The following is a 26,682-nucleotide window of genomic DNA, read 5'->3' as shown; positions in this document are numbered from 1 at the left end:
TTTTTACCTTGCCGCGCCAGCCGCGGCGGGCCTCAGCCCTGCAGGAACTCCAGCACCGTCCGCGTGAAGGGCTCGACCTGCTGCAGGTTCGAGATGTGGGCGGCTTCCAGTTCCACATAGCGCGCACCCGGGATCGCCTTGGCCAGGTACTGGCCGTCGCGCGGCGGGGTGGGCAGGTCGCCCGAGCCGGCGATCACCAGCGTCGGCAGCTGGATGTCGCGCACCCGCTCGCGCAGGTCGGCGTCGCGCACAGCCAGGCAGTTGGCGGCATAGCCGCGCGCATCGGTGGCGCTCAGCATCTGGCGCAGGTACTTGACCAGTTCCGGGCGCTTGGCGGCGAAATCCGGCGTCAGCCACCGGTCGACCACGGCCGGGGCGATGGAGCCGACACCGTCGCGCTCGACCGCGCCCGCGCGGTTGGTCCAGTTTTCCGGCGGGCCGATATAGGCCGCGGTATTGCACAGCACCAGCTTCGACAAGCGCTGCGGATGCGCCAGCGCCAGCCACATGCCGGTGATGCCGCCCATCGACAGGCCGCAGAAGTGCGCGCGCTCGATCTGCAGGTCGTCGAGCAGGCCGATCACGTCGGCGCCGAGCTGCTCCACCTGGTAGGGGCCGGCCGGCACCGACGAAGCGCCGTGGCCGCGCGTGTCATAGCGCAGCACGCGGAAATGCTTGCTGAATGCGGCGACCTGCGGCGTCCACATGTCGAGGTTGGTGCCGAGCGAGTTGGACAGCACGAGGACGGGCAGGCCGGCATCGCCGTCGAGGCGGTAGTGCAGGCGGACGCCGGGAAGGTCAGCGTAGGGCATGGTCGCGTACGGAATGGTTGGAGTGGAAGGATGCGGGCGCCGGCGCCCGCTCAGTTCTGGACGATCGCCGAGCCGTGCTGTGCCAGCGGCGTCACGGTGATGTCCATGTAGGGGTAGAGGGGCAGCGAGGTCAGCAGCGTGTGCAGTTCATCGTTCGAGGCAACGTCGAAGATGCTGACGTTGGCGTACTGCCCGGTCACGCGCCACAGGTGGCGCCATTTGCCTTCGCGCTGCAGTTGCTGCGACAGCGCCTTCTCGTCGGCCTTGAGCTGCTCGACGAAGGCCGGGTCGAGCGAATGGGGAATACGGACGGTCATCTGGGCCATGAACAGCATGCGAAGCTCCTTGCGGTAGGGGATGAAGCGGCCGCGCCCGGCGGCCGGCAGGTTGCGGGTGTCCTGGGGCAGTGTGCATCGGCAGCATCGGCCACGCAGGATACTAGACGGTCGCGACTGGCGTCACGGGCGAACCCAGGGCGCCGGGCAGCCGCAGCGGCGGGGCGGTCAGGAAGAAGCGAGTGCGCCGCTGCGTGCGCAGCCAGGCGGCCAGCTCGCGCAGGTACCACAGCTCGCCGAGCGGCAGGCCGAGCTTGAACAGGCAATGATGGTGCAGCGGCAGGCGCGGCGCCGGATCGGGTGCCGGCCGGGCCGGGTAGCGTTCGACCGCGTAGTTGTCCGCCGCCAGCGCGGCGATGCCGGAATCGGTGATCCACTGCAGCAGGCGGGCATCGCGTCCGTCGAGGGCGCAGCAGCTGTGGTGGAGCGCGTGGGCGTCAGGCTGCCGCTGCATCTCCAGCACCATCTCGGCGAAGCCGGTGCGCAGCACCAGGATGTCGCCGGGCTCCACCTCGACGGCATCGGCCTCCAGCACACGCATCAGGTCGTCGTAGCCGATCGTGCGGAACTCGCGCCCGTGATACTCGGCCAGGTCGACCATCACGCCCCGGCCCTGCATACCGTGCTCGGCCACGCGCTCGATGCCGAGCGCGTGCGCGTGGCTGTGCTCGTGGCCGCAGGGATGGTCGGCGAAGGCGGCGGCTTCGGGATAGTCGACCGGGCCGACGATGTCCTGGTTGGGCCGGTAGCCGTTGTAGTAGACACGCTCGGCAATGCCATCGCCGTCGGCATCGAAGAGGGCGCCGACGTGCGCCAGCGCATCCCATTGGGTCGAGTACTGCAGCGACAGCAGTACCTGGTCGTCGCTGAGCACGTCGACGGCACCCGGCTCCAGCTTGGCCAGCGGGAAATTGACGTAGGCGGCGCCGTCGCGGAAAGTGGGCCGCAGCCGCGGCGGGTTGCGCCGCGCATTGAGGGCGTTGCCGCCCGGGAAATCGAGCGGCAGCGACAGGCAGAAAGTATGGCCGGCACGGATCTCGGCCGCCGCCGCGCGGATCCGCTCCGGCGTGATCAGGTTGAGGCGGCCGAGCTGGTCGTCAGGGCCGAAGTCGCCCCAATTGGCCCCTTCTGGGCGATGTTTCCAGCGCATGGGTGGCAGGGTCGCGTCGGTCATGGAACAGGGAGCGGGCGCGGCGCGCCGGTGTCAGAGGAAGCAGCGGCCGTCGAGATAGGCCTTGCGCCAGCGCGTGACGCGCACCTCGGCGAACAGCCCGGCGCGGGCGAACGGATCGGCGTCGATGAACTGCTGGGCCGCTTCGCGGGTCGGCAGGTCGACGATGTAGATGCCGCCGCCGGCATCGCCGCCGTCGTCGTGCAGCTTGGCGCCGCTGGCCAGCAGCAGGGCCTTGTTCTGTTCCAGGTAGTCGAGGTGGGCAGGGCGGTGGGCCTGGCGCACCGCCTGGTGGTCGGGCTTGTCCCAGGTTTCGATCAGGAAAGGCATGCGGGTCTCCTTGGTGGCGGCGGCCTTGAGCCGCCTCGGGTAGCAGCGGCGGCCGCGCAGGCGGCCGCCCTCCTGGCTCAGCCGATCTGGGCGCCCCACAGCAGCATGGCGCCGATGTAGACCAGGCCGACCCAGAACATCATGATGACCGTGTAGCCCATCACGTCCTTGAGGCTGAGCTTGGACAACGCCAGCGCCGGCAGGATCCAGAAGGGCTGCACCAGGTCGTTCCAGGCATTGCCGAGCATCACCGACATCGAGGTCTGGCTGACCGAACTGCCGATCGCCTTGGCCGCATCGATCATGAACGGGCCCTGGATCACCCAGTGGCCGCCGCCCGACGGCGCGAAGAAGTTGATCACGAAGGAGCTGATCAGCCCCCAGAACGGCAGCGTCTGCGGCGTGGCGATGTCGACGAACACGCGCGAAATGCTGTCGACCAGGCCCGACCCGGCCATGATCGCCATGATGCCGGCATAAAACGGGTACTGCAGGATGATGCCGGAAATGGTCTTGATGCCCTCGTTCAGCTTGGCCACGTATTGGGCCGGCGTACCCAGCAGCAGCACGCCCAGGAACAGGATCAAGAAGTTGATCAGGTTCAGGTCGAGCGAGCCGCCGTCACGGAAATGGAATACGGCATAGGCGATGCCGCACAGGCCGATCAGCAGGCTCAGCAGGCGGCTGTTGTTGAGGCGGCTGGCGAGCGTGTTCTCGCCGCCGATGCTGTGCACCGGCGCGGCGCCCTCGTCCTGGCCGTCGCTGGCGGCGGGGCGGATCTCGACGATGTCGGCCGGGTTGCGCGGATGCAGCCAGGCATTCAGCAGCGGCAGGGTGACGATCACCACCAGGCTGGTCAGCAGCATCGGCGTGGAGAAGATGGTCTCCGACAGCGGCACCACGCCCATCAGCTTCTCCATCGGGTGGCCCTTGGTCGAGATCAGCACCGGGATGCTGGCCGACAGGCCCAGTCCGTAGAGCGTGAAACCGCTATAGGCTGCCGCGATGATCAGCGGGTAATGCACACCTTTGACGCGCGTTGCCAGCTTTTTGGCGACAATTCCACCGATCACCAGGCCGAAGCCCCAGTTCAGGTAGCTGCCGATGCCGCCCACCAGGGTGGCGACGATGATGGCGGTGCGCGGCGTGCGCACCGCGCCGACGATGCGGTCGAGCAGGCGGTCGGTCAGCGGCGCGGTGGCCAGCACATAGCCCATGGCCAGGATGACGGCCATCTGCGTGGTGAAGGCCAGCAGGCTCCAGAAACCCTTGCCCCAGCTGGTAATCACGGCGGGAACCGGCTGTCCCTCCACTGCAATGGCCATCACCATGGTCAGCAGCGTCAGGCCGATGGCGAAAACGAAAGGATCCGGCAGGTACCGGCGCATCAGTTCCGTGAAGAACCCGGCGATCTTGTTCACTCTGTGTCCCCAGACAAGTCAACTTGGAATTGCCGCATATAGAACTCATGTTCTCATTGCGAACATATTGCGGCAGTGCGAGGATGCTAGAGATATCCGACCGGCCGGTCAAGTCAATGCATTGGCATATTGCGATCAGATCCTGCAACAATCCCCGAATTCACGAGGCATTGCTGCTGGAATTGTTGCTATGCAGCAAACGATGGGCGGCACCGCGCGACGCGCGTATCAGGCGTCGTGCGCAGCGGCGTGCAGCTTGGCCTGCCGCTCGACCCAGGCGATGGCGCGCGCCAGGAATGGCGAGCGATCGCCGGCGCGGTAGCTCATGATCACCGGCGAAGTGAAGCCGGGCGCATCGATCGCCTGGTAACGCACATCGTCGCGATGCAGGCGCTGCACCGAAGCCGGCACCAGGGTGATGCCCAGCCCTGCGGCGACCAGCCCGAGCGCCGTCTGCAGCTCGTTGGCTTCCTGCACCACGCGCAACTGCAGGCCGCGCGCGCGGAACAGGCCCAGCACGTGGTCGGCATAGCTCGGGCGAGGGCGGGCCGGGTAGAGGATGAAGGGTTGGCGCGCCAGCGCCTCGGGCGACAAGGACGGTTGCCCGCTGGCCGGATGTGCCGCCGGCAGGGCGGCCACCAGCGGCTCGGCCATCACTACGGCGCGGGAGATGGCCGGGTCGTTCAGGGTGATGCGGCCGAAGCCGATATCGATGCGTCCGGCCTTCAAGGCCTCCACCTGCTGGACCGTGATCAGCTCGGACAAGCCGACCTCGACCTGGGCATCGGCGGCACGCAGTTCCCGGATCAGTTCGGGCAGGAATCCGTACAGCACCGAGGGCACGAAGCCGATGCCGAACCAGCGCTTGTCGCCCTGGCCGATGCGGCGGGTGCCCTCCACCACCTCCTCGATGCGCCCCGTCAGCTGGACCGACTGCTCCAGCAGGAAGCGCCCGGCCTCGGTCAGGCGCAGGCCGCGCCCGACGCGGTCGAACAGCGGCACGCCGATCTCGTCCTCCAGCTGGCGGATCTGGCGCGACAGCGGCGGCTGGGCGATGTGCAGCCGCGCGGCGGCGCGCGTCACATTCAGCTCCTCTGCGACCGCTTGGAAATAGCGCAGGTGGCGAAGCTCCACTCATACCTCCAAGGTATCATTCGAGACATGATCGGTCTTGGACACTCACAAAGTCAACCTGCATACTGCGGAGGTCATTCTTTCAACGTCCAAACCCAATCCTTCAGGTATGAAAGCTAGCGTCAGCGCGATCGAGGCCATCCTGGTCGACCTGCCCACCATCCGGGCCCACCAGCTGGCCATGGCGACCATGCAGCGGCAGACGCTGGTGATCGTGCGCCTGCGCTGCAGCGACGGCGTGGAGGGGATCGGCGAAGCCACCACCATCGGCGGCCTGTCGTATGGCGACGAAAGCCCGGAAGGCATCAAGCTGACCATCGACACCTACCTGGCCCCCGCACTGGCCGGCGTCGATGCGACCAATGTCCACGGCGCCATGCAGCGCCTGGGCAAGGTGGCGCGCGGCAACCGCTTCGCCAAGTCGGCCATCGAGACCGCGCTGCTCGACGCGCAGGCCAAGCGCCTCGGCGTGCCGCTGGTGGAACTGCTCGGCGGCGCCGTGCGGCCGACGCTGCCGGTGTTGTGGACCCTGGCCAGCGGCGATACCGGCCGCGATATCGAGGAAGCCGAATCGCTGCTGGCGCAACGCCGCCACGATACCTTCAAGCTCAAGATCGGCCGCCGCGCGCTGCGCGAGGACGTGGCACACGTGTCGGCCATCAAGCGGGCACTGGGCGAGCGCGCACGCATCACGGTGGACGTCAACCAGGCCTGGAACGAGGCCGAAGCCGCCACCGGCATCGCCATGCTGGAAGCTGCCGGCATCGACCTGATCGAACAGCCCACGCCGCGCGACAACCGTGGCGCGCTGGCCCGGCTGGCGGCGCGCTTCGTGGTACCGATCATGGCCGACGAGGCGGTGTGCGGCCCGGAAGACGCCATGGAGCTGGCGCGCATCGCCGGCGCCGACGTGTTCGCGCTGAAGATCGCCAAGGCCGGCGGCATCCACGCCATGCTGCGCACCGCCGCGGTCGGCGATGCGGCCGGCATCGCGCTGTATGGCGGCACCATGCTGGAAGGCAGCGTCGGCTCCATCGCCGCCGCCCATGGCTTCTGCACGCTGCCGCAGCTGGCCTGGGGCACCGAACTGTTCGGGCCGCTGCTGCTCAAGGACGACATCGTCGTCGAGCGCCCGGCCTACCGTGACTTCAGCCTCCATCTGCCCGAAGGCCCGGGCCTCGGCCTGGTCCTGGACGAGGACAAGCTCAAGTTCTACCGGCGCGCCGCCTGAGCCGCGCGCCCCGACCCACTCATCGTACAGAAGGACACGCCATGCTTTACCTGGTCAGGATGGACGTCAACATCCCGCACGACATGCCCGCAGCGCAGGCCGACGAGATCAAGGCCCGCGAAAAGGCCTACTCGCAGGAACTGCAGCGCAGCGGCAAGTGGCCGCAGATCTACCGCGTGGTCGGCGAGTACGCCAACTACAGCATCTTCGACGTGGAATCCCACGATGAGCTGCACACCCTGCTGTCCGGGCTGCCCCTGTTCCCGTACATGAAGATCCACGTGACGCCGCTGGCCAAGCATCCGTCGTCGATCCGCTGAGCGCGCGACACCGTCAGCGACACCGTCAGCGACACCGGCACCGACGACAAACCAACCAAACACGGGGGGGAGACCTTGAACGCAAAACCTTTCGCGCGCCTGTCCGCGCGCCTTCACCAGGCCTGCGCGGCCGCGCTGCTGGCCGGCCTGGCCGTGAGCGCCGGCGCCGCCCACGCGGCCTATCCGGACAAGCCCCTGCGCTGGATCGTGCCGTTCCCGGCCGGCGGCGCCATGGACAACATCGCACGCGTGCTGGGCCAGGAAATGGGCCGCTCGATGGGTGCCGCCGTGGTGGTGGAAAACCGTCCGGGCGCCGGCGGCAATATCGGCGCGGAGATGGTCGCGCGCGCCCCTGCCGACGGCTACACCCTCATCATCGTCGCCAACGGCATGGCGGTGAACCCCTTCCTCTACGGCCGCCTCAGTTATGACCCGGTCAAGGACTTCGCGCCGGTCTCGCTGCTGGCCGTGGTGCCCAACGTGCTGGTGACCAACAAGTCCAAGCACGCCGAGAAGACCATCGCCGAAGTCATCGCCCAGGCCAAGGCGCATCCTGGCAAATACACCTACGCCTCGGCCGGCAACGGTACCTCGATCCACCTGGCGGGCGAGCTGTTCACCTCGATGACGGGTGTCAATATGCTGCACGTGCCCTACAAGGGCAGTGCCCCGGCGATGAGCGACCTGCTGGGCGGGCAGGTGGACTACATGTTCGACAGCATCACCTCGGCCAAGCCGCAGATCGACTCCGGCAAACTGACCGCCATCGCCGTCACCACGGCCAAGCGCTCCTCGGCCCTGCCGAATGTGCCGACCGTGGCGGAAGCCGGCGTGCCCGGCTATGAACTGTCGCCCTGGTTCGGAGCTTTCGTGCCCGCCGGCACGCCGCCGGCCGTGGTGGACAAGCTGAACAAGGCCATGGTGGAAGCGCTGAAGAAGCCCGACGTGCAGAAGAAGCTGGCGAGCATCGGCGCCGAGCCGATCGGCAGCACGCCCGCGGCGCTGCATGACTACCTGGCGCGCGAGATGGCCAAGTGGGGCCCGCTGATCAAGTCGCGCGGCATTCACGCAGACTGAACCTCGACAACACTCCCTGTCTTCGTGGCAGTACTGAAGACCCCGCCGGCCGCAAGGACCGGCGGGTTTTTTTTATCTGGGTGCGGCCCCGGCATCGGGCCGGGTCCGACCGGAGCCCGGCGCAGAGCATCGAGCTTGTCATTCCCCGGCGACGCCTCGCCGGCGGCACTCCAGCCAGGTCATCGCGGACACAAGAGCGAGACCCAGGCCACCACGATCGACACAGCGGCCGCCCAGCCAGTTGCCGGCCAGGCCGATGGCGCCGAAGCCCATCAGCCCCAGCCTACGTGAGCCGGGGCCACCCCGGCGACGCGCTCCAGCATGTCGGCCAGGTAGGTGCAGGCGGTGAACATGGCGGTGAACACCACCACGGACAGCACGATGTTGGCGACCTGGCTGGTCTCCGACGGGATCGCGTGCGCGAGCTGGCGCGGGTCCTGCCGGCGCGGGTCGCCGATGGCCTGCCGCTCAGCCTGGTGTGGCCGGTCGGGCGGCAATTGCTGCCCAAGGTGGATGCCGTCCTGGAATGCTCGGCTGGCGGATTGCAGATCGCCTGGCCGGCAGGGACTCCACACCGCCATCCGCTCGGCGGCGCCCAAGGAGCCAGGCAACAGCCATCGTTCATGCCCCATCCGCCCCGGGGCAGCCCGGGCGCCCGCTGCGGGGCTCAGCCTTTGCGCCCCCAGCCGATCTGGTGACGCTCCTGCGTGGCCGCGTGCCGCGCATCGTCCTCGCTGTGCAGGTAAGCGCTGGTGGTGGCGATCGAGGCATGGCCGAAGTTGTCGCGCACGAAGCGCAGGTCGACCTGCCGGTCCGTCATGTGCGAACCGGCGGTGTGGCGCAGCCAGTGCGCCGATGCGCTTTCCAGCACCGCCGCCTGGGCTTCCCATTGGGGGCCGCGCGCGCGCATCCGCGCCGCCCCCATGGCGAAGACCTCCTTGAGGATCAGGTGCAGGGCGCCGCGCGACAAGGCCTTGTCGCGGCCGATCACCGGCAGTACCAGCGGCCGCTCTTCGCCGAACTGCGGCATGGCCGGCAGCTCATGGGCGCGGCGATAGCGCGCCAGCTCCGCGACCAGCTCATCGGTGGCCGGCACCAGGCGCGTCTTGCGTCCCTTGCCCACCACCTCCAGCCACCAGCGCTCCACCCCCAGCGCATCGCGCCGGCAGAAGAAGGCACCCATGCTGGTGTCCAGCACTTCGGCCGCACGCAGGCCACCTAGATAGAGCAGGGTGCAGAGCCAGCGGCAGCGGGCGGCATGCAGCCGTTCGCGCGCCGAGGCCTCGGCAGCGGTGCCAGGCATGGCTTCGATGGCTTCCTTGACGGCATCCCACATGGCATGGCTGAGGTAGCGGGTCACGCGCGGCGGCGTCTGGCTGCGGCGCCGGCGCGCCAGCGACAGCGGATTGCCAGCCAGGTAGCCGGCCTCGGTCAGCCAGGCGAACAAGGCGTTCAGGATCACCATGGCCTGCCGTGCGCTGGCCGGCGACAACGGCCCGGCGAAAGGCCGCCAGCCCGGATGGCTGCGCGCCAGCTTCTTGCCCGGCGGCATCACCCAGCGCGCTGCCGGCTGCGGGTCGGCGAGAAAGCGCTGGTACAGCAACAGGTCCTCGTGCGTCAGCGAGGAAAGCGGCTTGCCGCGCTGCTGCACGGCCCACAGCAGCAGGCGCTCGACGTCGCGCCGATAGGTCTGCAAGGTCGCCTGGCTGTCGGCGTAGCGCGCCAGCCAGGCGGTGATGGCGGCCACGTCGTCCTGCGCGGCGATCTGCGCCCCCGCACCCGCGGCCCGGTTCGCGCCCAGGGCACCGGACAGATCGACAGGCAGGCGCAGGCGCTCCAACGGGATGGCGGGAAGCGTCGCGAGCTGCGCGGGTGAGGGCGAAGGCGAGGGCAGGGAGGGCGTGGCGTGGTCCATCTTGCGAGGCGGGGGGGTCGGATTGCGACCGATGCAGCATTATAGACAGAAGCGCACTTATGTCTAAAGACTAGATCAAAGAAATATAAAATCTACGTTTTACGTAGTAATATTATGCAATTCGAAGCCATCTCTATCGTCATGAGCGCAAGCCCCGAATCGACCCCGCTGGACACCGCCCTGCAAGCCGACGTGGCCGCCTTGCGGGCACGCTTCACCGAAACGCGCGCGCTGTACAAGGAAGTCTGCGGCCTGCTGTTCTTCCGCTACGGCATCACGCCGACCGCCAACAAGCTCTACGGACTGGTGCGCAAGGGCAGCATGGGTACGCCGACCGAGGTGCTGGCGCAGTTCTGGCAGGAATTGCGCGAGAAGACGCGCGTGAAGATCGATCACCCGGAACTGCCGGACGCGCTCAAGCAGATCGCGGCGGAGGCGGTGCAGACCATCTGGCAGTCGGCCAACGAAGCCGCGGCGGCCGAGTTGGCCGCCTTGCGCGCCGAGACCCGCCTGCAGGCTGCGGACGCCGAGGCCGAGCGCGACCAGGCCAAGGCGGCGCGAGTTGCCGCGGAGGAGGAAACCGCCACCGTGCGCGCGGCGCTGGAGCAGGCCAGGCTGGCCGAGTCCGCGCGCCAGGGCGAGCTGGAAGCGGAAAAGCAAGCCCATGCCGCCAGCCGTGCCCGCCACGAGGCCGCACAGCAGCAGATCGCTGCGCTCGAACGTCAGTTGCTGGAATTGCGCACACAGTTCTCGCAAGAACTGGAGCAGATGCGTGAGCAGGTCCGGCTCGCACAAGAGCGCGCAACCGCGAGCGAACGGCGCGCGCTGCGTGAAATCGACCAGGAACGCGGCGCCCGCCATGCCGCCGAGAAAGCAGCGGCCGAGCTGCGGGGCGAGCTGGCTGCGCAACAGGGCAGGGCGCAGCAGGCAGCGCTGGAAGCCGCCGAAGCCCGCGCCGCGCTGCAGGCCGAACGCGACGCGGCGACCAAGGAGGCCGGCGCCTGGAAGCAGGCCTGCGCCGAGGCGGACGCCGCGCGGCAGGCACTGCACGGCGAACTGGACGAAACGCGGCGGCGGGCCGAACGCGAGCGGGCCGAAGCCGCAGCAGCCCGGCATCCGGTGGCGCCGCGGCGGCCGGTGGCAGTCCGACGCACCAAGTTCAAGCCGGGCTCGATGACCTGAAGCAGCGATGGCCGGCCCGCCAGCCGGCTTCGCGACGACCTGCCGGATCTTCAGTGACGCCAACCGGTGCTTGATCCATGGCCGGCTTTCTCAGGGTCGCCGGCGATGTGGAGGATCTTTTGCCCATCCCGGTCAGCCTTCTTTCCACTGGCGCCCTGCATGGGCTTCTGGGCTTGGCCGCCGGGATCCACCTCGGCTTTCCCCGGCCGCTTCAGCGGCGCTTCCAAAGCCAATTCAAAGCCCGTTCGGGAACAATCCGTTCTCTGCCAAGGCGGACCGCCCTCCCAGCCCGCCCACGCCCCGGCGCATCGCAAACCACCCCATGCAATTGCTCCTGATTGAAGACGACCTTGATTTCGGCAATGCCCTGCAACTGGCGCTCGCCCAAGCCGATCTGCCGACGGTATGGGTGCGCAGGCTGGTGGATGGCAATGCCCATCTGCAAACCCGGGAATTCGACTGCATCCTGCTCGACCTGAACCTGCCCGATGGCGAAGGCTTCTCGCTGCTGGAGCGGATCCGCCGCCGTGGCATCGCCACGCCGGTACTGGTGATTTCGGCACGCGAGGCCTTGGACGACCGCTTGCGCGCGCTCAATGGCGGCGCCGACGACTATGTGATCAAGCCTTTCATGATGCCCGAGCTGATCGCACGCGTGCATGTCCTGATGCGCCGCTCTGCGGGCCATGCCGCGCCGCGCTGGCGGGTGGGCGAGCTGGAGATCGATACGGTGTCGCAATCGGTCACGCGCTGCGGTGAGCCGATCGGGCTGACCGGGCGCGAGTACGCCATCCTGCGCGAGCTGGCGGCTGCCAGTGGCCGCGTGGTTCGACGCGAGCAACTATGCCTGCGGGTCTGGCCTGACGAGGCGGTGCCCAGCGCCGGCGCGCTGGAGTTCCAGATCCACGCCTTGCGGCGCAAGCTGGGCGCCAGCGCCATACAGACCATCCGCGGCGTTGGCTACATGCTGAGCGCGCCATGAAGATCATCCGGCACTGGCTGGAACAGCTGCCGCTGCTGCGGCTCCTGTGCCAGCCCTCCCTGTTCCGTCGCTTGCTGCTGTGGCAGGCGGCCAGCGTGCTAGTGCTATACAGCCTGGTCACCCTGGGGCAGCTGTGGCGCAGCCAGGCACCGCAAGGCGGCACCCTCGCACGCGAGCTGTCGATGATCGCCGGCGCCGGCGCCCGCTTTGCCAGTCTCGACACCCGGCCGGAGCGGGCCCAGGCCGTAGCCCGGCAGCTCCAGGAAATCGTGGCAACGCAGGGGATCACGGTGAAAGCCCATGAGTTCGCTATCCAGATCTGGGATCGCGACGGCACCTTGCTGGCCCGCGACGCGCTCACCGACACGCTGCCCCTGACTCGCCCCGGCAGCGCGCCCGTGGAGACTCGCACGCAGCTAGGCCATTGGTACTGGCTCGGGGCCTGGAGCCCTGACCGGAAAATCTGGGCCGTGGTCGGCCTGTCCCAGGCCTTCTATGAGCGTAACAACGCTGAGCTGGCACACGTGTTCCTGCTCGCGCTGCTGGTGCTGCATGCGATGCTGCTGTGCGGGCTGTGGCTTGCCACACGCATGGGACTCAAGCCGCTGGCCAGCTTGTCCGAGCGTATCCGGCAGCGCACGGCCGATGACCCGACGCCGCTGGCGCGGCTGCGCGATGACCCGCTGGAACTGGCACCCATCATCGCCGCCCTGGATGCACAGGCTGCACAGGTCGCGCGGCTGCGCAGCACAGAACGGCGCTTCTTCGCCGATGCCGCCCACGAACTGCGCACGCCGCTGGCAGTGATCAGCGCCCAGGTCCACGTGCTGGCGCAAGAACGCGACCCGGCCCGCCTGGCGCAGTTGCAGGCGGCCCTGCAACGCGGCGTGCAGCGCTCGGCCCAGGTCCTCACCAAGGTGCTGACGCTGGCAAGGCTCGACGCATTGGAGCGCGTACCGCGAAAACTCGCGGTCGACATTCCCGAGCTGCTGCAGGCGCGCATCGCCGAATACGCCCCCCTGGCCATCGCGAAGGCACTGGACCTGGGCCTGAAGCCGTCTCCCGCTTGCCGGATCGAGGCGGACGAGGACCTGCTGATCAGCGCGCTCGACAATCTGATCGCCAACGCGATCCACTACGTCCCTTCCGGGGGCACCGTCAGCCTGGGCTGCCGCCAGTTCGAGACGAGCATGGAGATTTTCGTGGAAGACGATGGCCACGGCATCGCCCCTGACGAGCGGGAGCGCATTTTCAACCGATTCGAGCGCGGGCGCAGCGCGGCACACACCAGCGGCAGCGGCCTCGGCTTGGCGATCGCGCGCGACATCGCACGGCTGCATGGCGGAGATCTGCTTCTGACTTGCCCCGCAACAGGTGGTTGCTGCTTCGTGATGCGCTTGCCGCGCTGAGCGGAATCGATGACGAGATGGCACCAGGCAGCGCCTGGTGCACGACGAAGACAAGAAACCTGAGGATATGCGGTGAGACGAAGCACCCCCTGTAGACCTTCGCCGGCAAGCAAGCTGGCTGTCCTGACGGCCGCCCTGGCGCTGGCCGCGCTTGCGGCACCGCACGCGTGCGGCGCGCCCGGCGCGCCGGGTGGCAAGCGGCCGCTGGCGCAGGCAGCACTTCGCCCCCCTGCGCCCGCCGAGCAGCCCTATCCGCCTGATGAGAGGTCGTTCCGGGCCATCCTCAAAGGCATGAATACCTTCACGGAAAACCATGAACTGTCACCGCAAGGTGTGCTGCGCTTCCGGCTCCATGCGCGCCAGCCCAACATCGCCATGGCGGACATCGCGCTAAGCCTGACAGGCAACGCCACGCAAGCGCCGCTGCGGGTCGCCCCCGACCAGACGTTCTCGATACCGCGCGAACATGCTGCGCTGGAAGGCGAGGCCACCGTGGTAAGCAACAAGCCCGCAGGCAGCCTGACCTGGCGCCCCGAAGTCCGTACCCCCGGCCTGCCACGCGGCAGCCGGCGCCTTGGAGACCTGCGGCTGGAGTGCCTGGTCGACATCGACAGCGATCCCAGCCGGCCAAGCGAATTGCGCCAGGTCTGCTCCGGCTCGGCTGCCGAAGCCACTTGCCTGGAAGAACCCGGCCAGTGCCTGGCCCACGCGCCCGCCGCGCTTGGCGGCTTCCTGCTGAGTAGCGTGGTTCCCCTGAACGAGGTGAAAACCGCCTATGAGCATGGCGGCTTTCGCTACCTGTTCATCGCCGACAGGCCGATCTTCAGCGTCACGCTGCGCCACGGCGGCAAACAACTGGTGCTGCCCACCATCTGGCTGTATGGCGGCCTGGCGATGCATAACCCGTTTCACGATCCGCCCTACCTGAAAGATCGCCTTTATGAATTGCCCTTGGAACGCAGCAAGTGGCCCGACGACACACTGGTCACATTCGAATACATGGACGATGCCTGAGCCTGACCTGACCACTCATCCGAGCCGCATGCCATGGCTCCATCCGCTGCCCGGGACTTCGTCAGGCAAGGCATGTGCGATCGTCATGGCCGCGCTGCTGTCAGGCGCATGTGCCTCCGCCGGAAACAAGAACGTCGCCGAGATGACCCCGGCCAGACTGGAGTACCGGATGTCTGGAAAGTCGATGAACAAGGCGGACATCAAGGACTGGCTCGGCAATACGCAGAACGAAATCCGGTTCGCGAGCGGCGCCGAGGTCTGGATCTACAGCTACCGCGAATCGACGCCCAGCCTGCTGAACTTCTACAGGAACGCCAGTGTCCTGCTGGGTGGCCAGGAGAACGACAGCAAGGAGCTTGTCATCCTGTTCGACAGGGAAGGCACCGCCAGGAAGTGGCGTTTCAATGAAACCCAGGACCAGGAACCCACCGGCGTGCTGAACAGGAAGATGTTCCCCAGGAGCGAGCCGGCGCGGTCCCAGGACAACCCGGGAGACCGGACCGGGGCAGGGAGCGGCGAGCGGCCGCGATAGCCGCGCCCGCCCGCCGCGAAGCGCAGTCGGCCTCGATCAGGCGCAGCGATGAGTGAAGGATGTTTCCAGGGCGCACACGCTTCTGAGCTTAGTGAGTAGAAGCTCGGAGCCTCCCTCCGTGCTTGTCCACCTGTTTGCAGATCCTATGTTCAAGACGATCAACAAGAAGATCTTCGCCATCCTGCTGCTGGCAGGATTGTCGGGCGTGATAGCCGGCATGCCCTATATGGCCGATATGCTGGCGGTGGCCGGGACCGCCCCGATTGCCAAGTCCGCTGTACCGTTGCCGTGGCTGGTAGCAGTGGTCCTGGTGCAGAACGGGTTCTTGCTTGCGGTCGTTATTCTCTTGGGGATGCGCTTGTCCAGCAAGGTGGGACTGCGAATGCCGCTTCTCCAGGCCTGGACGGAAGGCAGGGGGACACCGTCGCCAGTAGGCTTGCGGGCGGGACTGCTGGCCGGGGCAATCCTGGGAGCCGTGTTAGTTGCGGTCGATGCACTGTGTTTCTTCCCTCATCTTCCCGCGCCAATGCAGTCGCTGTTCAGGGTACCGTTGTGGAAACGCTTACTGGCGGGCGTCTTGTATGGCGGGCTGACCGAGGAACTCCTGATGCGTTTGTTTCTGCTGCCGCTCCTGGTCTGGTTTGCGGGGCGATGGTGGAAACAGGCCGATGGCATGCCGGCTCCCGGGGCATTCCGGGCAGCAATTGGCCTTGTGGCGCTGCTTTTCGCACTGGCTCACCTGCCGGCAACGGCCGCCGTGGTTCCTCTGACACCGATGTTGGTGTTGCGAGCACTGGTGCTGAATGGGCTTGCAGGCGTCGTGTTCGGCTTCTTGTATTGGCGGCGCGGCCTGGAGGCGGCCATGCTGGGCCATATGGCAGCGCATGGAGTACTCCAGATTCCCGGCTCCTGGCTGCTGAATCACATGTCCTGAGCAGGGCATGCCATTCGCACAGGAAGCCCCCTGGGCACGCCGATAGCGCCCCAACCCGGCGACCGGCTCATCGGTGGCCGGGGCCGGGCGCCTGTACTTCCATGGCCCGGCGACTTGGAGCGCGGCTCAGGCCTTGAATGCCTGTCCGGCCTGGAGGCGCCGTCGATCAAGGGTGCCTTTCGCATGACGCAGTGGACCAGCACTGCCATCGTCCTTCAGACAAAGCCCTTGTTCTCCTCCGCAACCTGTGCAGCGATAACCAACGCCCACGCAATTGCCAGCAGCAGGCCGCCAAGCAGGCACACGAAATAGTCCCCCAGCGTGAGTATGAAAATCCAGTAGGGCTTGCCTGGTTCACCAATCAGCAATAGGCCCACCAGAAGTTTAACCAGCGGACTGGACAGTCCCAGAGATATCGAAGCCATCGCCAGGCGGCGTAGGCATTTGGCGACTTCAACCGTCAGGACCTCGCCACGCCCGAAGGTCACGAACATCTGTCGAGCCTGATACAGCGCGCAGCTGAGCAGCCCCAAGCTGATACTGGTGGCAAGAAAGCCCTCGACCCGGTGCCACAGGGAAACGTGTACGGCAAAGGCAGAACTTGCCGGGATGTGCTGGCGCACCACCTTTTCCAGGGTCGCGTCGGGCAACCCAAACCAGATCCACACCATGGACGCAAGCGCGATCACCGCGCCGCTGGTGGTCAGACACCGCATCCTGTCAGACAACTTGCGGATGCGCCGCATGGCTGTGCTCTCCGGATGCGAGGCTGCATAAGAACTCAAGATGCTGATCTCCATAAAAAGGTTGCGGACGTCACTTTGCGTATTGTATAACAACAAAACTTTATTGTATTACAGATATTTTTTATCGCAAATCTATACTTATGTCGTATCGATCACTTTTTGGCGGGGTAACGTTCATCATGGCAGTACTTGGCGCCGGAGCGCCAAGCGCACAGGCACGCCAGTCCCCTCCTGCCGAGGAGTTCTTTTACCTCGGCGCGGACCTCGGGTATGCGCGTATCGGAGTCAGCCCATCCAGTCCGGGATGGACGGACGCTTCATCGAATCACGTCGCCGTCGGACTGCGGGGCGGCTATCAGTTCTCGCGCTACCTATCAGTCGAAAGCACAGTCACCACCCTGGGTTCCGTTGAAGCGAGAACTGATGGTCAAAAGGACCGTTTCGCCATCGGCGGGATGACGGCGAGCGTCGTCGGGCATCTGCCAATTACCGACCGCTTCTCCTTGCTGGCCCTCGTTGGGCTAGGATTGGAGCACGGGCAGCGCACAGGAGACATCGATTCGAGCAGCCGCTCCGTGGCGGTGATCACATTCGGAGCCGGAGCGGCTTATGCCATCTCATCGAATTGGCGCATACGCGCGCAATACACGAACTACGACAAGTTGAAATGGAAAGGAGGCAACGGCGCCGAGGTCAAGAGTCAAGCATTCGTCTTGGGCGTTGATTATCTGTTCCGTTGACTAAGAACTCATTCAAGATGAAGTCCCGCCGCGCCAATGGAGGCAATGCCGCGGCGCGAACTTTGGAATGACCGGCTCATTGGTGGATTGCATTGACATCATGCACGGCGGGCCGGCACTCAACGTTGCTGCCCGCGCTTGAGGAAAGCTCCGTGCATGTCGGCGCGATGCACGAAGCGGGAGAGCAGACCAATGTCGTTACGCTTCGCACCAGTCAGGTTGACCGCGAAGGGGAGGGCGCAGGCGTCGGTGGCACGTGAGGCTAGGCACCGGATTGCGCGCGACCGGTCGGGTTCGGTGCTGTTCCCGGCCCGCCCCATCTGCTTGAAATGGTTGCCTCGACGGCGATGGCGCCGTCCACTGTGGCCGTACCCTTGAACCGCATGGCTCCGTCCCGATCCTGCTCGAGCTCGACGTGGAGCAGCAGTTGGTCCCCTGGGTAGACCGATCGCCTGAAGCGCACCCGTTCGATCTCGATCGACCGATGCAGCTTACTCTCGACGTCAGCGTCCCCTTCGACAGCGACCAGGATCGCGGCGGTCTGCAGCAATGCCTCGATGCACAGCACGCCAGGCATCACGGGGCTTCCCGGATAGTGGCCAACGAAATAGGGCTCGTTGACCGTCACATTCTTGAGCGCGGTCACCGCCGCACGCGGCTCCAAGGCAAGCACGCGATCGATCAACAAGCAGGGATAGCGGTGTGGCAACAGTCTCAAGACCTGTTGGATATCGAAACGGATCGGATTCTCGTTCATTGGCCTCTTGGAAGCGTAACAGTGGGCTCGCGTCGCCAGTCTTCCTTGCTGCTGCGCGATGGAAAGAAGCGGTCCGGAGAAGAGAGCCACGAAGGCCCAACCAAGCGAACTGGCTTCATAAGGAATCGGCTTGACGTGACGGATCAGAGTAGGCCGCGCATCTCCAAGCCTGAAAAAACAGTGGGAGCGTCGATGCGGCCGATGCAGCATTGACAGAGCCTAATAGATTGTCCATGTTGAAATTGTGCGTATTTGTGTCGATGTTTGCGGATCTTGCGGATCCAAGGAAGGGATCGAGGCGTTGGACGCTTGCCGGCTCAGCGCCCCCATAGGTTTTCTCTCTCTGTGAAGCGCTTTCCCCGAAGTCCCGTCCAGTGGAGCCTTCTCATGCTCGCCTGGCTCGGCCAAGCAATGCGAAAATGCCCACCGATCACGCATGGATTCGTAAGGGAGTGGCTGCCGGCATGGGCGCCATGGCCTCGAAGCGACCGTGATGATTACAAAGCGCTGACACGTTTGATGCGTTCTACATTTGCCTCGCAGCGCTGCTGCACTCTTCATGACCTACAAACTCATCGCGTTTGATTTCGACGGCACGTTGGCCGATTCGATGGCGTGCTTTCTGCAAGCCGTTGAAGTCGCTTCGCGCAAACACGGGTTTCGCCCGCTCGAGGGCGAGTTGCTCGAGCAGGCGCGCGGCAGCTCCGCGCAACACATCATGCGGCTGCTTGGCGTGCCGCTGTGGAAGGCGCCGGCCATTACCATCGATGTCAGGAAGCTGATGCGCGAGCGCATCGCGCAGGTTTCGCTATTCCCGAACGTGGCCGAGACGCTGGATACGCTGGCACGGCGTGGCATCAGGCTTGCCGTTGCCACGTCGAACGGCGAGGACGTCGTGCGCGCGATCCTCGGTCCCGCCGTCAGCGGCCGGATCGCCGATTTCAGCTGCGGCATCTCGATGTTCGGCAAGGCGCGCAAGCTTCGGGCGTTGGTCTCTTCCGCTGGTGTGCGTCCGGACGAAGCCTTGTACGTTGGCGACGAAATCCGCGATGCGGAGGCCGCCAGCGCCGCCGGCATGGCGTTCCGCGGGGTAGCCTGGGGCTACACGGCCGCGACGGCGTTACAGACGCATTGCGCGACGCCACTCCTTGTCCGCCCGCAGGACCTGCTGGATTTTTCCCGCGCCTGACCATCAGGCCGCGTGCACGCCGTGATGGCACGGTAGCACTACGCCACGGGACATCGGCGATGCCTCCCCGGGCCGCCTGGATTTCAGGCCTGCTCCGCCAATGCCATCCGGTCCGGCGAGCGCGCAGAGCATCGCATCGATGCTTGGACCATCGCTCTGTCTCGAATCTGCGCATCTTTGTGCGAATCCATCAGCGCCTCGGCAACGAGGTGCCGAGACATCCCTCGACAGCGCCAGCGCACAGGGATCCGCACAGTTCGCCACAACTCCGCACACATGCGGCACGCGCTTCTCCCTAGACTTGGCGCTCCCATGACCGAAGCCATCTTGTTGGCGGCGCGCGCGCATGCATGTGCGCGTCACGATCCCCGCCTTCTCGCTCAGCACTTACAGGATGGCCCATTGCCAGCCTTGGTCCCGGCCTTGACCCCAATGATTGGAGCGCACGATCCGATGGATTTCCCCTCTTCGAGCCACGACCGCCGTCGCCTGATGCAGGCGCTAGCCTGCTGGCCCATCACGCTTATGCTGCCAGCCTTGAGCGCCTGCGGCGGCGGCGACGCAGACCGCGGCGCAACGCCGCAAGCCACCGTTCAGGACCGGCGCGTGCCACTTCGGACCGGTGTGGCCCTTCATGTGCGCGACTGGAATCCCGGCAATGCAGAACGGGTCGTCGTCCTGCTGGCGGGACAGGGGGAGACCGCCCAGCTCTTCAATGGACTGGCCGCCGCACTGGCCGATCGCGCGCGCGTCCTCGCAGTCAGCCGGCGCGGCTTTGGCCAATCGGACAAGCCGCTGCCAAGCCGCGGCTGGCGTTACGATACCGCCGCACTGGTCGACGATCTCGACGGCCTTCTGGCTGCCCTGCATGTCGGCAACGTGGTGCTATGCGGCCACTCCATTGCCGGAAACGAACTGACCCTGTTTGCCGGCCGATATCCGCAGCGTGTACGCGGGCTCGTCTACATGGACACCACCTACGACTACTCACTCGCCAAGCGGGATCCGTCCCGGGTGCCGCGCAACCCGGCCTTGCTGAGCCCGGACCCGCAGGCGGCCGACGGCGCATCGTTTGCCGCCGCCGTCGCCTTTGCCAAGCGCATCCACAAAACCTGGTCGCCCGCAATCGAGGCGAACTTGCGCGATGCCTGCGAAGTGCTGCCCAACGGTAGCGTGCGCCCCGCCACCCCTTCCGAGGTATCCATCGTGACGCTCACGGAGGCGATGCGGTTTTCACCGGATTACAGTGCGGTCCGTGCTCCTGCGCTTATCCTGCAGGCGGACCCCCGCGGGCTGCGGGACCTCTTCCCCTGGCTTACGGAGCCTGTCGATGCACAGACCCGGGAAGACGCGCAGATGCGCTTGCGCGAGTCACGCCAGGATCGCGAGCGCAATTTCGAAGCGTTGTCCGCAGCCCTGCCGGATAGCCGTCGCATCGTCATTGCCAACAGCAACCACGGGGAGTTCTTTATCGAGCACCAGGCGGAGGTGGTCGAGGCGATCGAATCCATGCCATGGTATTAGCCCATTGCGTCAGGGAAAACGCACCCGAGCTGCGGTGCATCCGGTCTCCGGGTCTCCGGGTCTCAGGGTCTCAGGGTCTCAGGGTCTCAGGGTCATAGGCTAGGCGCAAAGCACGGCTATGGCACGGCGATGGCGAGCATTTGCAACGCGCATATGGCCCGGAGGCGCTGTCGATCGGGGGGATTTCGACTGACGCAGCGGACCAGGGCCCATATTCGATGCCGCGCGCCGGTGTAGCCACTATCGCCGCCAGAGTCGTCGGCGCGGCGCATTCGATCCTCGCGTCACACCTGCGGGCGGCGCTGCACTGGCGCGCTTGACGCTTGACGCTTGAGCGCTCAGGACTCACGCACGGTACGCCTCAGCTTGGGATTGAGCGCGGCATGCAGGCCGTCGCTCAGCAGGTTCAGCGCCAGCACGGTGGCCACCACGGCAAGGCCGGGAAGCGCCGTCATGTACCAGCCGGTGCGCAGGGCGTCGCGGCCGAGGCCGATCATCGACCCCCAGCTCACCACATTGGGATCGCCCAGTCCGAGAAAGGACAGGCCCGCCTCGGAAAGGATGGCGTTGGCCACCAGCAAGCCGGTCGAGACGATCACCGGCGTCCAGGCATTGGGCAGGATCTCGCGGAAGATCAGGTGCATGTCGCTGGCCCCGACGGCGATGCTGGCCTTGACGAATTCGCGCTCGCGCAGGGAGATGAACTCTGCTCGCACCAGCCGCGCCACGCTGGGCCACGCGGTGACGCTGAGCGCGAACACGATGGTACCCAGCGTGGGCTTGAGGACAGCCACCAGGATGATGGCGAGCAGGAACGAGGGGATGGTCTGGAAGAACTCGGTGACGCGGCCCAGCACCGCATCGACGCGGCCGCGATAGAAACCGGAGGCGGCCCCGACGGCGATGCCGAGCACCAGCGCCGCCAGGGCCGAGCCGACGCCCACCAGCAATGAGACGCGCGCGCCGTGCACCAGTCCGGCCAGCAGATCGCGCCCCATCAGATCGGTGCCCAGCGGCGTGCGGGCATCGCCGCCGGGCCAGACATAGGGTGCCCCGACCATGTCGAGCGGGTCGCCGGGGAACAAGGTGCCGGCCAGCACGGCCGCGAGCGCCACCACGCTCAGGATGGCGCCCCCGATCAGCAGGGCGGGTTGCCGGTACCAGCGCTTCATGCGGCCGTCTCCTCGGGATGCGCGGTGCCCTGGCGCCGCACGCGCGGGTCGAGCAAGGTCTGCACCAGGTCGACCAGCAGGTTGGCCAGCACCACCAGGGCGCCGCTGCACAGCAGCACCGCCAGCAGCACCGGCAGGTCGCGGCTCTTGATGGCCTCGAAGGAAAGCTGCCCCAGTCCCGGCCAGGCAAACACCGTCTCCACCACGATCGAACCGCCAAGCAGCGCGCTGCTCTGCACGCCCAGCATCGTGAACACCGGCAACAGCGCATGGCGCAGCGCATGGCCGAACAGCACGCGCGCCTCGCGCGCACCCTTGGCACGGGCGGTGCGGATGAAGTCCTCGGCGAGCGTCTCCACCATGGCGGCGCGGGTCAGCCGCATGTAGACCGCAACGTAGTAGATCGACAGCGTCAGCGCCGGCAGCGCCAGGTGCGCGGCGTAGTCCAGCAGCAAGCGCAGGCCGTGGTAGCCGGCATTGACCTCGCGCACGCCTGCGATCGGCAGCCATTCGAGCCGTACGCCGAACAGCACGATCAGCATCAGTGCGGTCCAGAACAACGGCGCCGAGTAGCCCGCCGTGGCCAGCGCCGACAGCGCGGTGTCCACCAGGCCGTGCGGCCGGCGCGCCGCGGCGACGCCGAGCAGCACGCCCGCCACGGTCGAGCACAGCAGCGCCGTGCCGACCAGCGCCGCGGTGGGCCCGAGACGTGCCAGCACCAGGTGCAGGACCGGCTCGCCGAAGCGGAAGGAGTAGCCGAAGTCACCGTGCGCGAGCTGGCCGAGATAGGCCAGCAGCTGGGCCGGCGTGCTGCGGTCGAGGCCGTACAGGCTGCGCAGCTGCGCCACGTACTCGGCCGGCACGCTGCCGCTCTCGCTGGCGATGGTATCGACCAGGTCGCCCGGCAATGCCTTGAGCAGCAGGAAATTCAGCACCGCGGTGGCCAGCACGACACCGGCGAGCTGCAGCAAGCGGGCCAGGATGCGTCGGTTCATGCCCGGCTCACTTTGTCGCCAGCCAGACGCGCGCGAAGTTGTTCTGGCTGTGGTCGAAGGTGTCGGTCACGTTGCGCAGGCGCTTATCCCAGACACCGAACCAGCGGAACTCGAACAGGTTGAGCAGGGCCAGGTCGCGCTGGGCGACGCCCTGGAACTGCCGGTACAGCTCGACACGCCGGGCCGGATCGCGCTCGACCTGGGCGGCCTCGAGCAGCCGGTCGGCCTCGGCGCTGGCGTAGCCGGAGGCGTTCTGCCACGGCGTCCCCTTGGCTTCGGCCTTGGACCAGTAGTGCTGCTCGACACCGATCTGCGGGTCCTGCCAGTTGATGCCCCAGGAACTGACCAGCTGGAAGTTGTAGTCGGAGAAGACGTTCTTGGTCCAGGCCGCCAGGTCCTGCCCGCGCAGGGTGACGTCGATGCCGATCGCACGCAGCGATTGCCGCACGAATTCGCCGGTGCGGCGGTAGTCGTCGCCGAAGGGAATGTAGTCGTGGTTGAGCTTGAAACGCCAGCCATCGGGCTTGCGCGGGAAGCCCGCCTCATCGAGCAGTGCCTCGGCCTTCTTCTTGTCGTACGGATACTGCTGCGTGTCCTTGGTGTAGAAGGTCTTCAGCAACGACGACACCGGGCCGGTGGCCGGTGCCGCGTAGCCGCCCCAGACCGTCCTGGTCAGGGCATCGCGGTCGATCGCGTGCAACAGCGCCTGCCGCACCTTCAGGTTGCCCAGGATGGGGTCGCGCAGGTTGGGGATCAGCCAGAGCCAGCCGGCGAAGCCGTTATAGCCCCCGGTGCTGACGACCAGCTTGGGCGAGCGCGCGAGCCGGTCGGCATCGGCGAAGGTGACCGGGTTGCGCTCGCCGTACTGGACGGCACCGGTCTCCAGCGCGGCGGCGCGGCCTGCCACGTCGGGAATGATCTTGAAGGTGATCCGGTCGAGGTAGGGCAGGCCGGGTGCCCAGTACTTGTCGAAGCGCTCCAGCGCGATATGCTGGCCGCGCACCCATTCACGGAAGACGAAGGGGCCGGTGCCGACCGGCTTGTTGTTGTAGGGATTGTTGGGCACGTCGGTGCCGGCGTACAAGTGCTTGGGCAGCACTGGCGCGGCGACCACGTCGAGCGCGTTGAGGATCACCGGCGTCGGCTTGGCGAGCGTCAGCACCACGGTGTGGCTGTCGGGCGCCTCGACCTTGCGCAGGTGCTGGAACACGCGCCGCGCGGTGGGGGCGTACTTGGGCCAGATCTCCTCGGCGGAGTACTTCACGTCGGCCGCGGTGAAGGGCTTGCCGTCGTGCCACGAAACGTTCCTGCGCAGGCGGATGCGCACGCTGAGGCCGTCGGGCGACACCTCCACGCTTTCCGCCAGCTGCGGGCGCGGCTTGAGGTCCGGGCCGTAGTCGAGCAGGCCGTCGAAGATCTTGCTCACCACCGTGCGGCCAGGCGTGGCGGTGTTGATGAAGAAAGCCAGCGTGGGCGGCTCAGGATGCACCACGGCGTCGAGCGCACCGCCGCGTTGCGCACCCTGCTCGGTATCGGGCAAGGCCTTGTCCAGCGCCAGCGCATCCGGCAGCCACAGCGGCAGCAGGCCTCCGGCCAGCAGGGCACCGGTGGCGCCGAGCACGCCGCGGCGGCGCGGGTTGGCCGGCGCGCCGGGAGCGGCCGGATCCGCCTGGGAGGCGAGGGTGATGCTGGAACGGGCGGACGCGGCCGCGGGCGTATCGTGATCGGTCATGACGGAGACAGGAAAGGCTGACGAAAGAAGGGCGAACGGTGGAACGGCGGCACGAGGGCACGGCGGCCGGACACGGACATGGGTACGGGCAGAGACGACCTCAGCAAGTAGCGAGCGCATCCGCCAGGGCTTGGCGCGGGGCAGGCTGCGGCATCGCCAGGCCCTCCCCGCGCGGCCCGCGGCGACCCGGCACGGCGTCGAGCAGGGCGCGCGTGTACGGATGGTGCGGGGCCGACCAGAGCGCCTGCGGCGAACCGCTCTCGACGATGCGCCCGGCCTGCATCACCGCCACGCGGTCGGCGATGTAGCGCACCACGGCAAGATCGTGCGAGATGAACAGATAGGTCAAGCCGTATTCGGCCTTGAGGTCGACCAGCAGGTTCAGGATCTGGGCCTGGATCGAGACGTCGAGCGCGGAGACGGGCTCGTCGCAGATGACCAGGTCGGGACGCAGCACCAAGGCACGTGCGATGGCGATGCGCTGGCGCTGCCCGCCGGAGAATTCATGCGGATAGCGGCGCTGCGCCCCGCGCGGCAGGCCGACGTCGTCGAGTATGGCGGCGATGCGGGCCACGCGTTCGGCGCGTGCGCGCAAGCCGTGGATGGCCAGCGCGTGGCCGAGGATGTCCTCCACGCGGTGACGCGGATTGAGCGAACCGTAGGGGTCCTGGAAGACCAGTTGCACGCGCTTGCGCCACGGCAGCAGTTCGCGCGGCGGCAATGCCAGCAGGTCGCGCCCTTCCAGTTCGATGCGGCCCGCCTCGGCCGGCACCAACCGCATCAGCGCGCGCGACAGCGTCGACTTGCCGCAACCGGATTCGCCCACCAGCCCCAGCGTCTCGCCGCGCGCCAGGCTCAGGCCGAGGCCGTCCACCGCGGTGTGCCGGCCGGCACCGCCGGCATAGCTGACGCGCAGGTCCTGCACCACCAGCCAGGGCACGGCGGGGTCCGGCACGTCGGGGCGGCGCGTGAGCGTCTGCGGCGCGGGTTGCGGGGATTGCGCCAGGTGGAAGCTGCCGTCGGCGCTGGCACGGATCTCGGCCAGGCGATCGCGCGTGTAGTGCAGCGCGCGGCCGCCGTGCAGCGAGGCGGCGAGCAGGCCACGCGTGTAGGCGTGCGCGGGCGCGGCGAAGATCCGCCCGGTGCGGCCTTCCTCCAGCTTGTTGCCGCCATGCATGACAGCGACACGGTCTGCCACCTGGGAGACCACGCCCAGGTCATGCGTGATCAGCAGTACCGCCATGCCGAGTTCGTGCCGGAGCTGGTCGATCAGCGCGAGAATCTCCGCCTGGGTGGTGACATCCAGCGCGGTGGTCGGCTCGTCGGCAATCAGCAGGCGCGGCCGGCAGGCAATCGCCATGGCGATCATCACGCGCTGGCGCTGCCCGCCGGAGAGTTCGTGCGGATAGGCGCCGACACGGCGTGCCGCTTGCGGCAAGCGCACGCGCTCGAGCAGTGCCTCCGCCTCGCGGCGCGCTGCCTCGCGCGCCTGTGGACGATGCAGCAGGATGGCCTCCATCACTTGCCGGCCGATGGGCTGCAGCGGGTTGAGCGAACTCATCGGCTCCTGGAAGATCATCGACACCAGGCTGCCACGCGTGCCGCTCATGGCCGCTTCCGGCAGCGCCAGCAAATCGCGCCCGTCGAGCAGGATGCTGCCGCCGACGCTCGCCGCGGCGGGCAGCAGGCGCATCACCGCCAATGCCGTGGTCGACTTGCCGCAGCCCGACTCGCCGACCAGCGCCAGCATCTCGCCGCTGTCGATGCGCAGGTCGAGCGCACGCACGGCGTCCCGGCCGGGGAAACGCACCGTGAGCGCACGGATGTCGAGCAGGGGCGGGGCCGCGGCGGCCGCAGGAGAGGGGGGCGGGGCGGGACTGGGCATGCGCGCATTGCAGCATGGCACTTGCCGGCTGCCCACGAATATTTGCTCAGATGCTTAGTACCTGCGCTGGCACCATGCGCGATCGGGCCGTCCCGCCATGTGCCTTGCCGCACATGTCTGGCCTTCGCGCGGCCCTGTCTGCA

The 26,682-nt window shown here is 67.1% G+C and carries 25 protein-coding genes and 1 pseudogene; 12 read left to right on the top strand and 14 right to left on the bottom strand.

Annotation, left to right across the window (positions count from 1 at the left end):
* Positions 1-32: 32 nt before the first annotated feature.
* The 6 genes from pcaD to BKK79_RS33325 all read right to left on the bottom strand — a co-directional run bounded on the left by pcaD (position 33) and on the right by BKK79_RS33325 (position 5,203).
* Positions 33-812 carry a 3-oxoadipate enol-lactonase gene (gene pcaD, locus BKK79_RS33350; RefSeq protein WP_071020055.1) on the bottom strand — a complete coding sequence of 260 codons (780 nt, stop codon included), beginning with the start codon at positions 810-812 and terminating at the stop codon, positions 33-35.
* Between the two features lie 50 nt (positions 813-862).
* Positions 863-1,147, bottom strand: coding sequence for a muconolactone Delta-isomerase (gene catC / locus BKK79_RS33345; RefSeq protein ID WP_071020058.1), 285 nt, complete (start codon positions 1,145-1,147; stop codon positions 863-865).
* A 103-nt stretch (positions 1,148-1,250) separates the two neighbouring features.
* A complete protein-coding gene (locus tag BKK79_RS33340) occupies positions 1,251-2,297 on the bottom strand; it encodes a cyclase family protein (RefSeq protein ID WP_071040541.1) in 1,047 nt (348 codons plus the stop codon).
* Between the two features lie 54 nt (positions 2,298-2,351).
* Positions 2,352-2,648 (bottom strand): YciI family protein, encoded by a 297-nt coding sequence (locus BKK79_RS33335; RefSeq protein WP_071020060.1) that lies wholly within the window; start codon positions 2,646-2,648, stop codon positions 2,352-2,354.
* Between the two features lie 77 nt (positions 2,649-2,725).
* Positions 2,726-4,069, bottom strand: a complete 1,344-nt coding sequence (locus BKK79_RS33330) for a short-chain fatty acid transporter (RefSeq protein WP_071020062.1) — start codon at positions 4,067-4,069, stop codon at positions 2,726-2,728.
* Between the two features lie 228 nt (positions 4,070-4,297).
* On the bottom strand, positions 4,298-5,203 hold the full coding sequence (locus BKK79_RS33325) for a LysR family transcriptional regulator (protein ID WP_071020065.1): 906 nt from the start codon (positions 5,201-5,203) through the stop codon (positions 4,298-4,300).
* A gap of 109 nt (positions 5,204-5,312) precedes the next feature.
* Here BKK79_RS33325 and BKK79_RS33320 point away from each other — a divergent pair, with 109 nt between their 5' ends.
* From BKK79_RS33320 to BKK79_RS33310, 3 genes are all read left to right on the top strand, one after another.
* Complete coding sequence (locus BKK79_RS33320; protein WP_071020068.1) at positions 5,313-6,434, top strand: muconate/chloromuconate family cycloisomerase; 1,122 nt, start codon at positions 5,313-5,315, stop codon at positions 6,432-6,434.
* A gap of 41 nt (positions 6,435-6,475) precedes the next feature.
* Positions 6,476-6,754, top strand: coding sequence for a muconolactone Delta-isomerase (catC, locus tag BKK79_RS33315; protein ID WP_071020071.1), 279 nt, complete (start codon positions 6,476-6,478; stop codon positions 6,752-6,754).
* A gap of 75 nt (positions 6,755-6,829) precedes the next feature.
* On the top strand, positions 6,830-7,831 hold the full coding sequence (locus BKK79_RS33310; protein ID WP_418235900.1) for a tripartite tricarboxylate transporter substrate binding protein: 1,002 nt from the start codon (positions 6,830-6,832) through the stop codon (positions 7,829-7,831).
* A 204-nt stretch (positions 7,832-8,035) separates the two neighbouring features.
* Here the strand turns inward: BKK79_RS33310 and BKK79_RS39605 are convergent.
* Both BKK79_RS39605 and BKK79_RS33300 read right to left on the bottom strand, forming a co-directional pair.
* A pseudogene (locus tag BKK79_RS39605) lies at positions 8,036-8,223 on the bottom strand (MFS transporter); the annotation flags it as partial.
* A 275-nt stretch (positions 8,224-8,498) separates the two neighbouring features.
* Positions 8,499-9,746 (bottom strand): tyrosine-type recombinase/integrase, encoded by a 1,248-nt coding sequence (locus BKK79_RS33300; protein ID WP_071039990.1) that lies wholly within the window; start codon positions 9,744-9,746, stop codon positions 8,499-8,501.
* A 141-nt stretch (positions 9,747-9,887) separates the two neighbouring features.
* On the opposite strand from BKK79_RS33300, the gene BKK79_RS33295 reads away from it, so the two are divergent.
* The 6 genes from BKK79_RS33295 (at position 9,888) to BKK79_RS33265 (ending at position 15,799) form a co-directional block, all read left to right on the top strand.
* A complete protein-coding gene (locus BKK79_RS33295) occupies positions 9,888-10,928 on the top strand; it encodes a DNA-binding protein (RefSeq protein WP_071040540.1) in 1,041 nt (346 codons plus the stop codon).
* Positions 10,929-11,250: 322 nt separating this feature from the next.
* The gene (locus BKK79_RS33290) at positions 11,251-11,910 is read left to right on the top strand and encodes a response regulator (RefSeq protein ID WP_071020078.1); all 660 of its coding nucleotides are present in this window, start codon (positions 11,251-11,253) and stop codon (positions 11,908-11,910) included.
* Between the two features lie 71 nt (positions 11,911-11,981).
* Positions 11,982-13,319, top strand: coding sequence for a sensor histidine kinase (locus BKK79_RS33285; RefSeq protein WP_198173368.1), 1,338 nt, complete (start codon positions 11,982-11,984; stop codon positions 13,317-13,319).
* 72 nt (positions 13,320-13,391) lie between these two features.
* Positions 13,392-14,333, top strand: coding sequence for a hypothetical protein (locus BKK79_RS33280; RefSeq protein WP_157128587.1), 942 nt, complete (start codon positions 13,392-13,394; stop codon positions 14,331-14,333).
* Between the two features lie 85 nt (positions 14,334-14,418).
* Complete coding sequence (locus BKK79_RS33270) at positions 14,419-14,865, top strand: hypothetical protein (RefSeq protein WP_157128586.1); 447 nt, start codon at positions 14,419-14,421, stop codon at positions 14,863-14,865.
* 145 nt (positions 14,866-15,010) lie between these two features.
* Positions 15,011-15,799 carry a CPBP family glutamic-type intramembrane protease gene (locus BKK79_RS33265; protein ID WP_071039986.1) on the top strand — a complete coding sequence of 263 codons (789 nt, stop codon included), beginning with the start codon at positions 15,011-15,013 and terminating at the stop codon, positions 15,797-15,799.
* 215 nt (positions 15,800-16,014) lie between these two features.
* On the opposite strand, the gene BKK79_RS33260 is transcribed toward BKK79_RS33265, so the two are convergent.
* On the bottom strand, positions 16,015-16,599 hold the full coding sequence (locus BKK79_RS33260) for a DUF2975 domain-containing protein (RefSeq protein WP_071020098.1): 585 nt from the start codon (positions 16,597-16,599) through the stop codon (positions 16,015-16,017).
* Between the two features lie 125 nt (positions 16,600-16,724).
* Between BKK79_RS33260 and BKK79_RS33255 the strand changes: the two genes are divergently transcribed.
* Positions 16,725-17,285 carry a porin family protein gene (locus BKK79_RS33255; RefSeq protein ID WP_231908126.1) on the top strand — a complete coding sequence of 187 codons (561 nt, stop codon included), beginning with the start codon at positions 16,725-16,727 and terminating at the stop codon, positions 17,283-17,285.
* 262 nt (positions 17,286-17,547) lie between these two features.
* Here BKK79_RS33255 and fabZ read toward each other — a convergent pair whose 3' ends face one another.
* On the bottom strand, positions 17,548-18,042 hold the full coding sequence (gene fabZ, locus BKK79_RS33250; RefSeq protein ID WP_071039984.1) for a 3-hydroxyacyl-ACP dehydratase FabZ: 495 nt from the start codon (positions 18,040-18,042) through the stop codon (positions 17,548-17,550).
* Positions 18,043-18,601: 559 nt separating this feature from the next.
* Between fabZ and BKK79_RS33245 the strand changes: the two genes are divergently transcribed.
* Together BKK79_RS33245 and BKK79_RS33240 are read left to right on the top strand one after the other, a co-directional pair.
* Positions 18,602-19,231 carry an HAD hydrolase-like protein gene (locus tag BKK79_RS33245; protein ID WP_071039983.1) on the top strand — a complete coding sequence of 210 codons (630 nt, stop codon included), beginning with the start codon at positions 18,602-18,604 and terminating at the stop codon, positions 19,229-19,231.
* A 312-nt stretch (positions 19,232-19,543) separates the two neighbouring features.
* Positions 19,544-20,755, top strand: coding sequence for an alpha/beta fold hydrolase (locus tag BKK79_RS33240; protein WP_198173367.1), 1,212 nt, complete (start codon positions 19,544-19,546; stop codon positions 20,753-20,755).
* Between the two features lie 338 nt (positions 20,756-21,093).
* Here the strand turns inward: BKK79_RS33240 and BKK79_RS33235 are convergent, their stop codons facing one another.
* The 4 genes from BKK79_RS33235 to BKK79_RS33220 all read right to left on the bottom strand — a co-directional run bounded on the left by BKK79_RS33235 (position 21,094) and on the right by BKK79_RS33220 (position 26,539).
* The gene (locus BKK79_RS33235) at positions 21,094-21,927 is read right to left on the bottom strand and encodes an ABC transporter permease (protein WP_071039981.1); all 834 of its coding nucleotides are present in this window, start codon (positions 21,925-21,927) and stop codon (positions 21,094-21,096) included.
* Positions 21,924-22,922, bottom strand: a complete 999-nt coding sequence (locus BKK79_RS33230; RefSeq protein WP_071039980.1) for an ABC transporter permease — start codon at positions 22,920-22,922, stop codon at positions 21,924-21,926. The genes BKK79_RS33235 and BKK79_RS33230 overlap by 4 nt, the downstream gene beginning before the upstream one ends.
* A 7-nt stretch (positions 22,923-22,929) precedes the next feature.
* Positions 22,930-24,654, bottom strand: coding sequence for an ABC transporter substrate-binding protein (locus tag BKK79_RS33225; RefSeq protein ID WP_084085495.1), 1,725 nt, complete (start codon positions 24,652-24,654; stop codon positions 22,930-22,932).
* A gap of 100 nt (positions 24,655-24,754) precedes the next feature.
* Positions 24,755-26,539: an ABC transporter ATP-binding protein gene (locus BKK79_RS33220; RefSeq protein ID WP_084085493.1), complete on the bottom strand. Its 1,785-nt coding sequence runs from the start codon at positions 26,537-26,539 to the stop codon at positions 24,755-24,757.
* Positions 26,540-26,682 lie beyond the last annotated feature (143 nt).

The organism is Cupriavidus sp. USMAA2-4 (assembly GCF_001854305.1).
Classification (GTDB): Bacteria; Pseudomonadota; Gammaproteobacteria; order Burkholderiales; family Burkholderiaceae; genus Cupriavidus; species Cupriavidus malaysiensis.
Note: the sequence above shows the minus strand (reverse complement) of the source record. Positions and strands in the feature narration are given on the sequence as shown.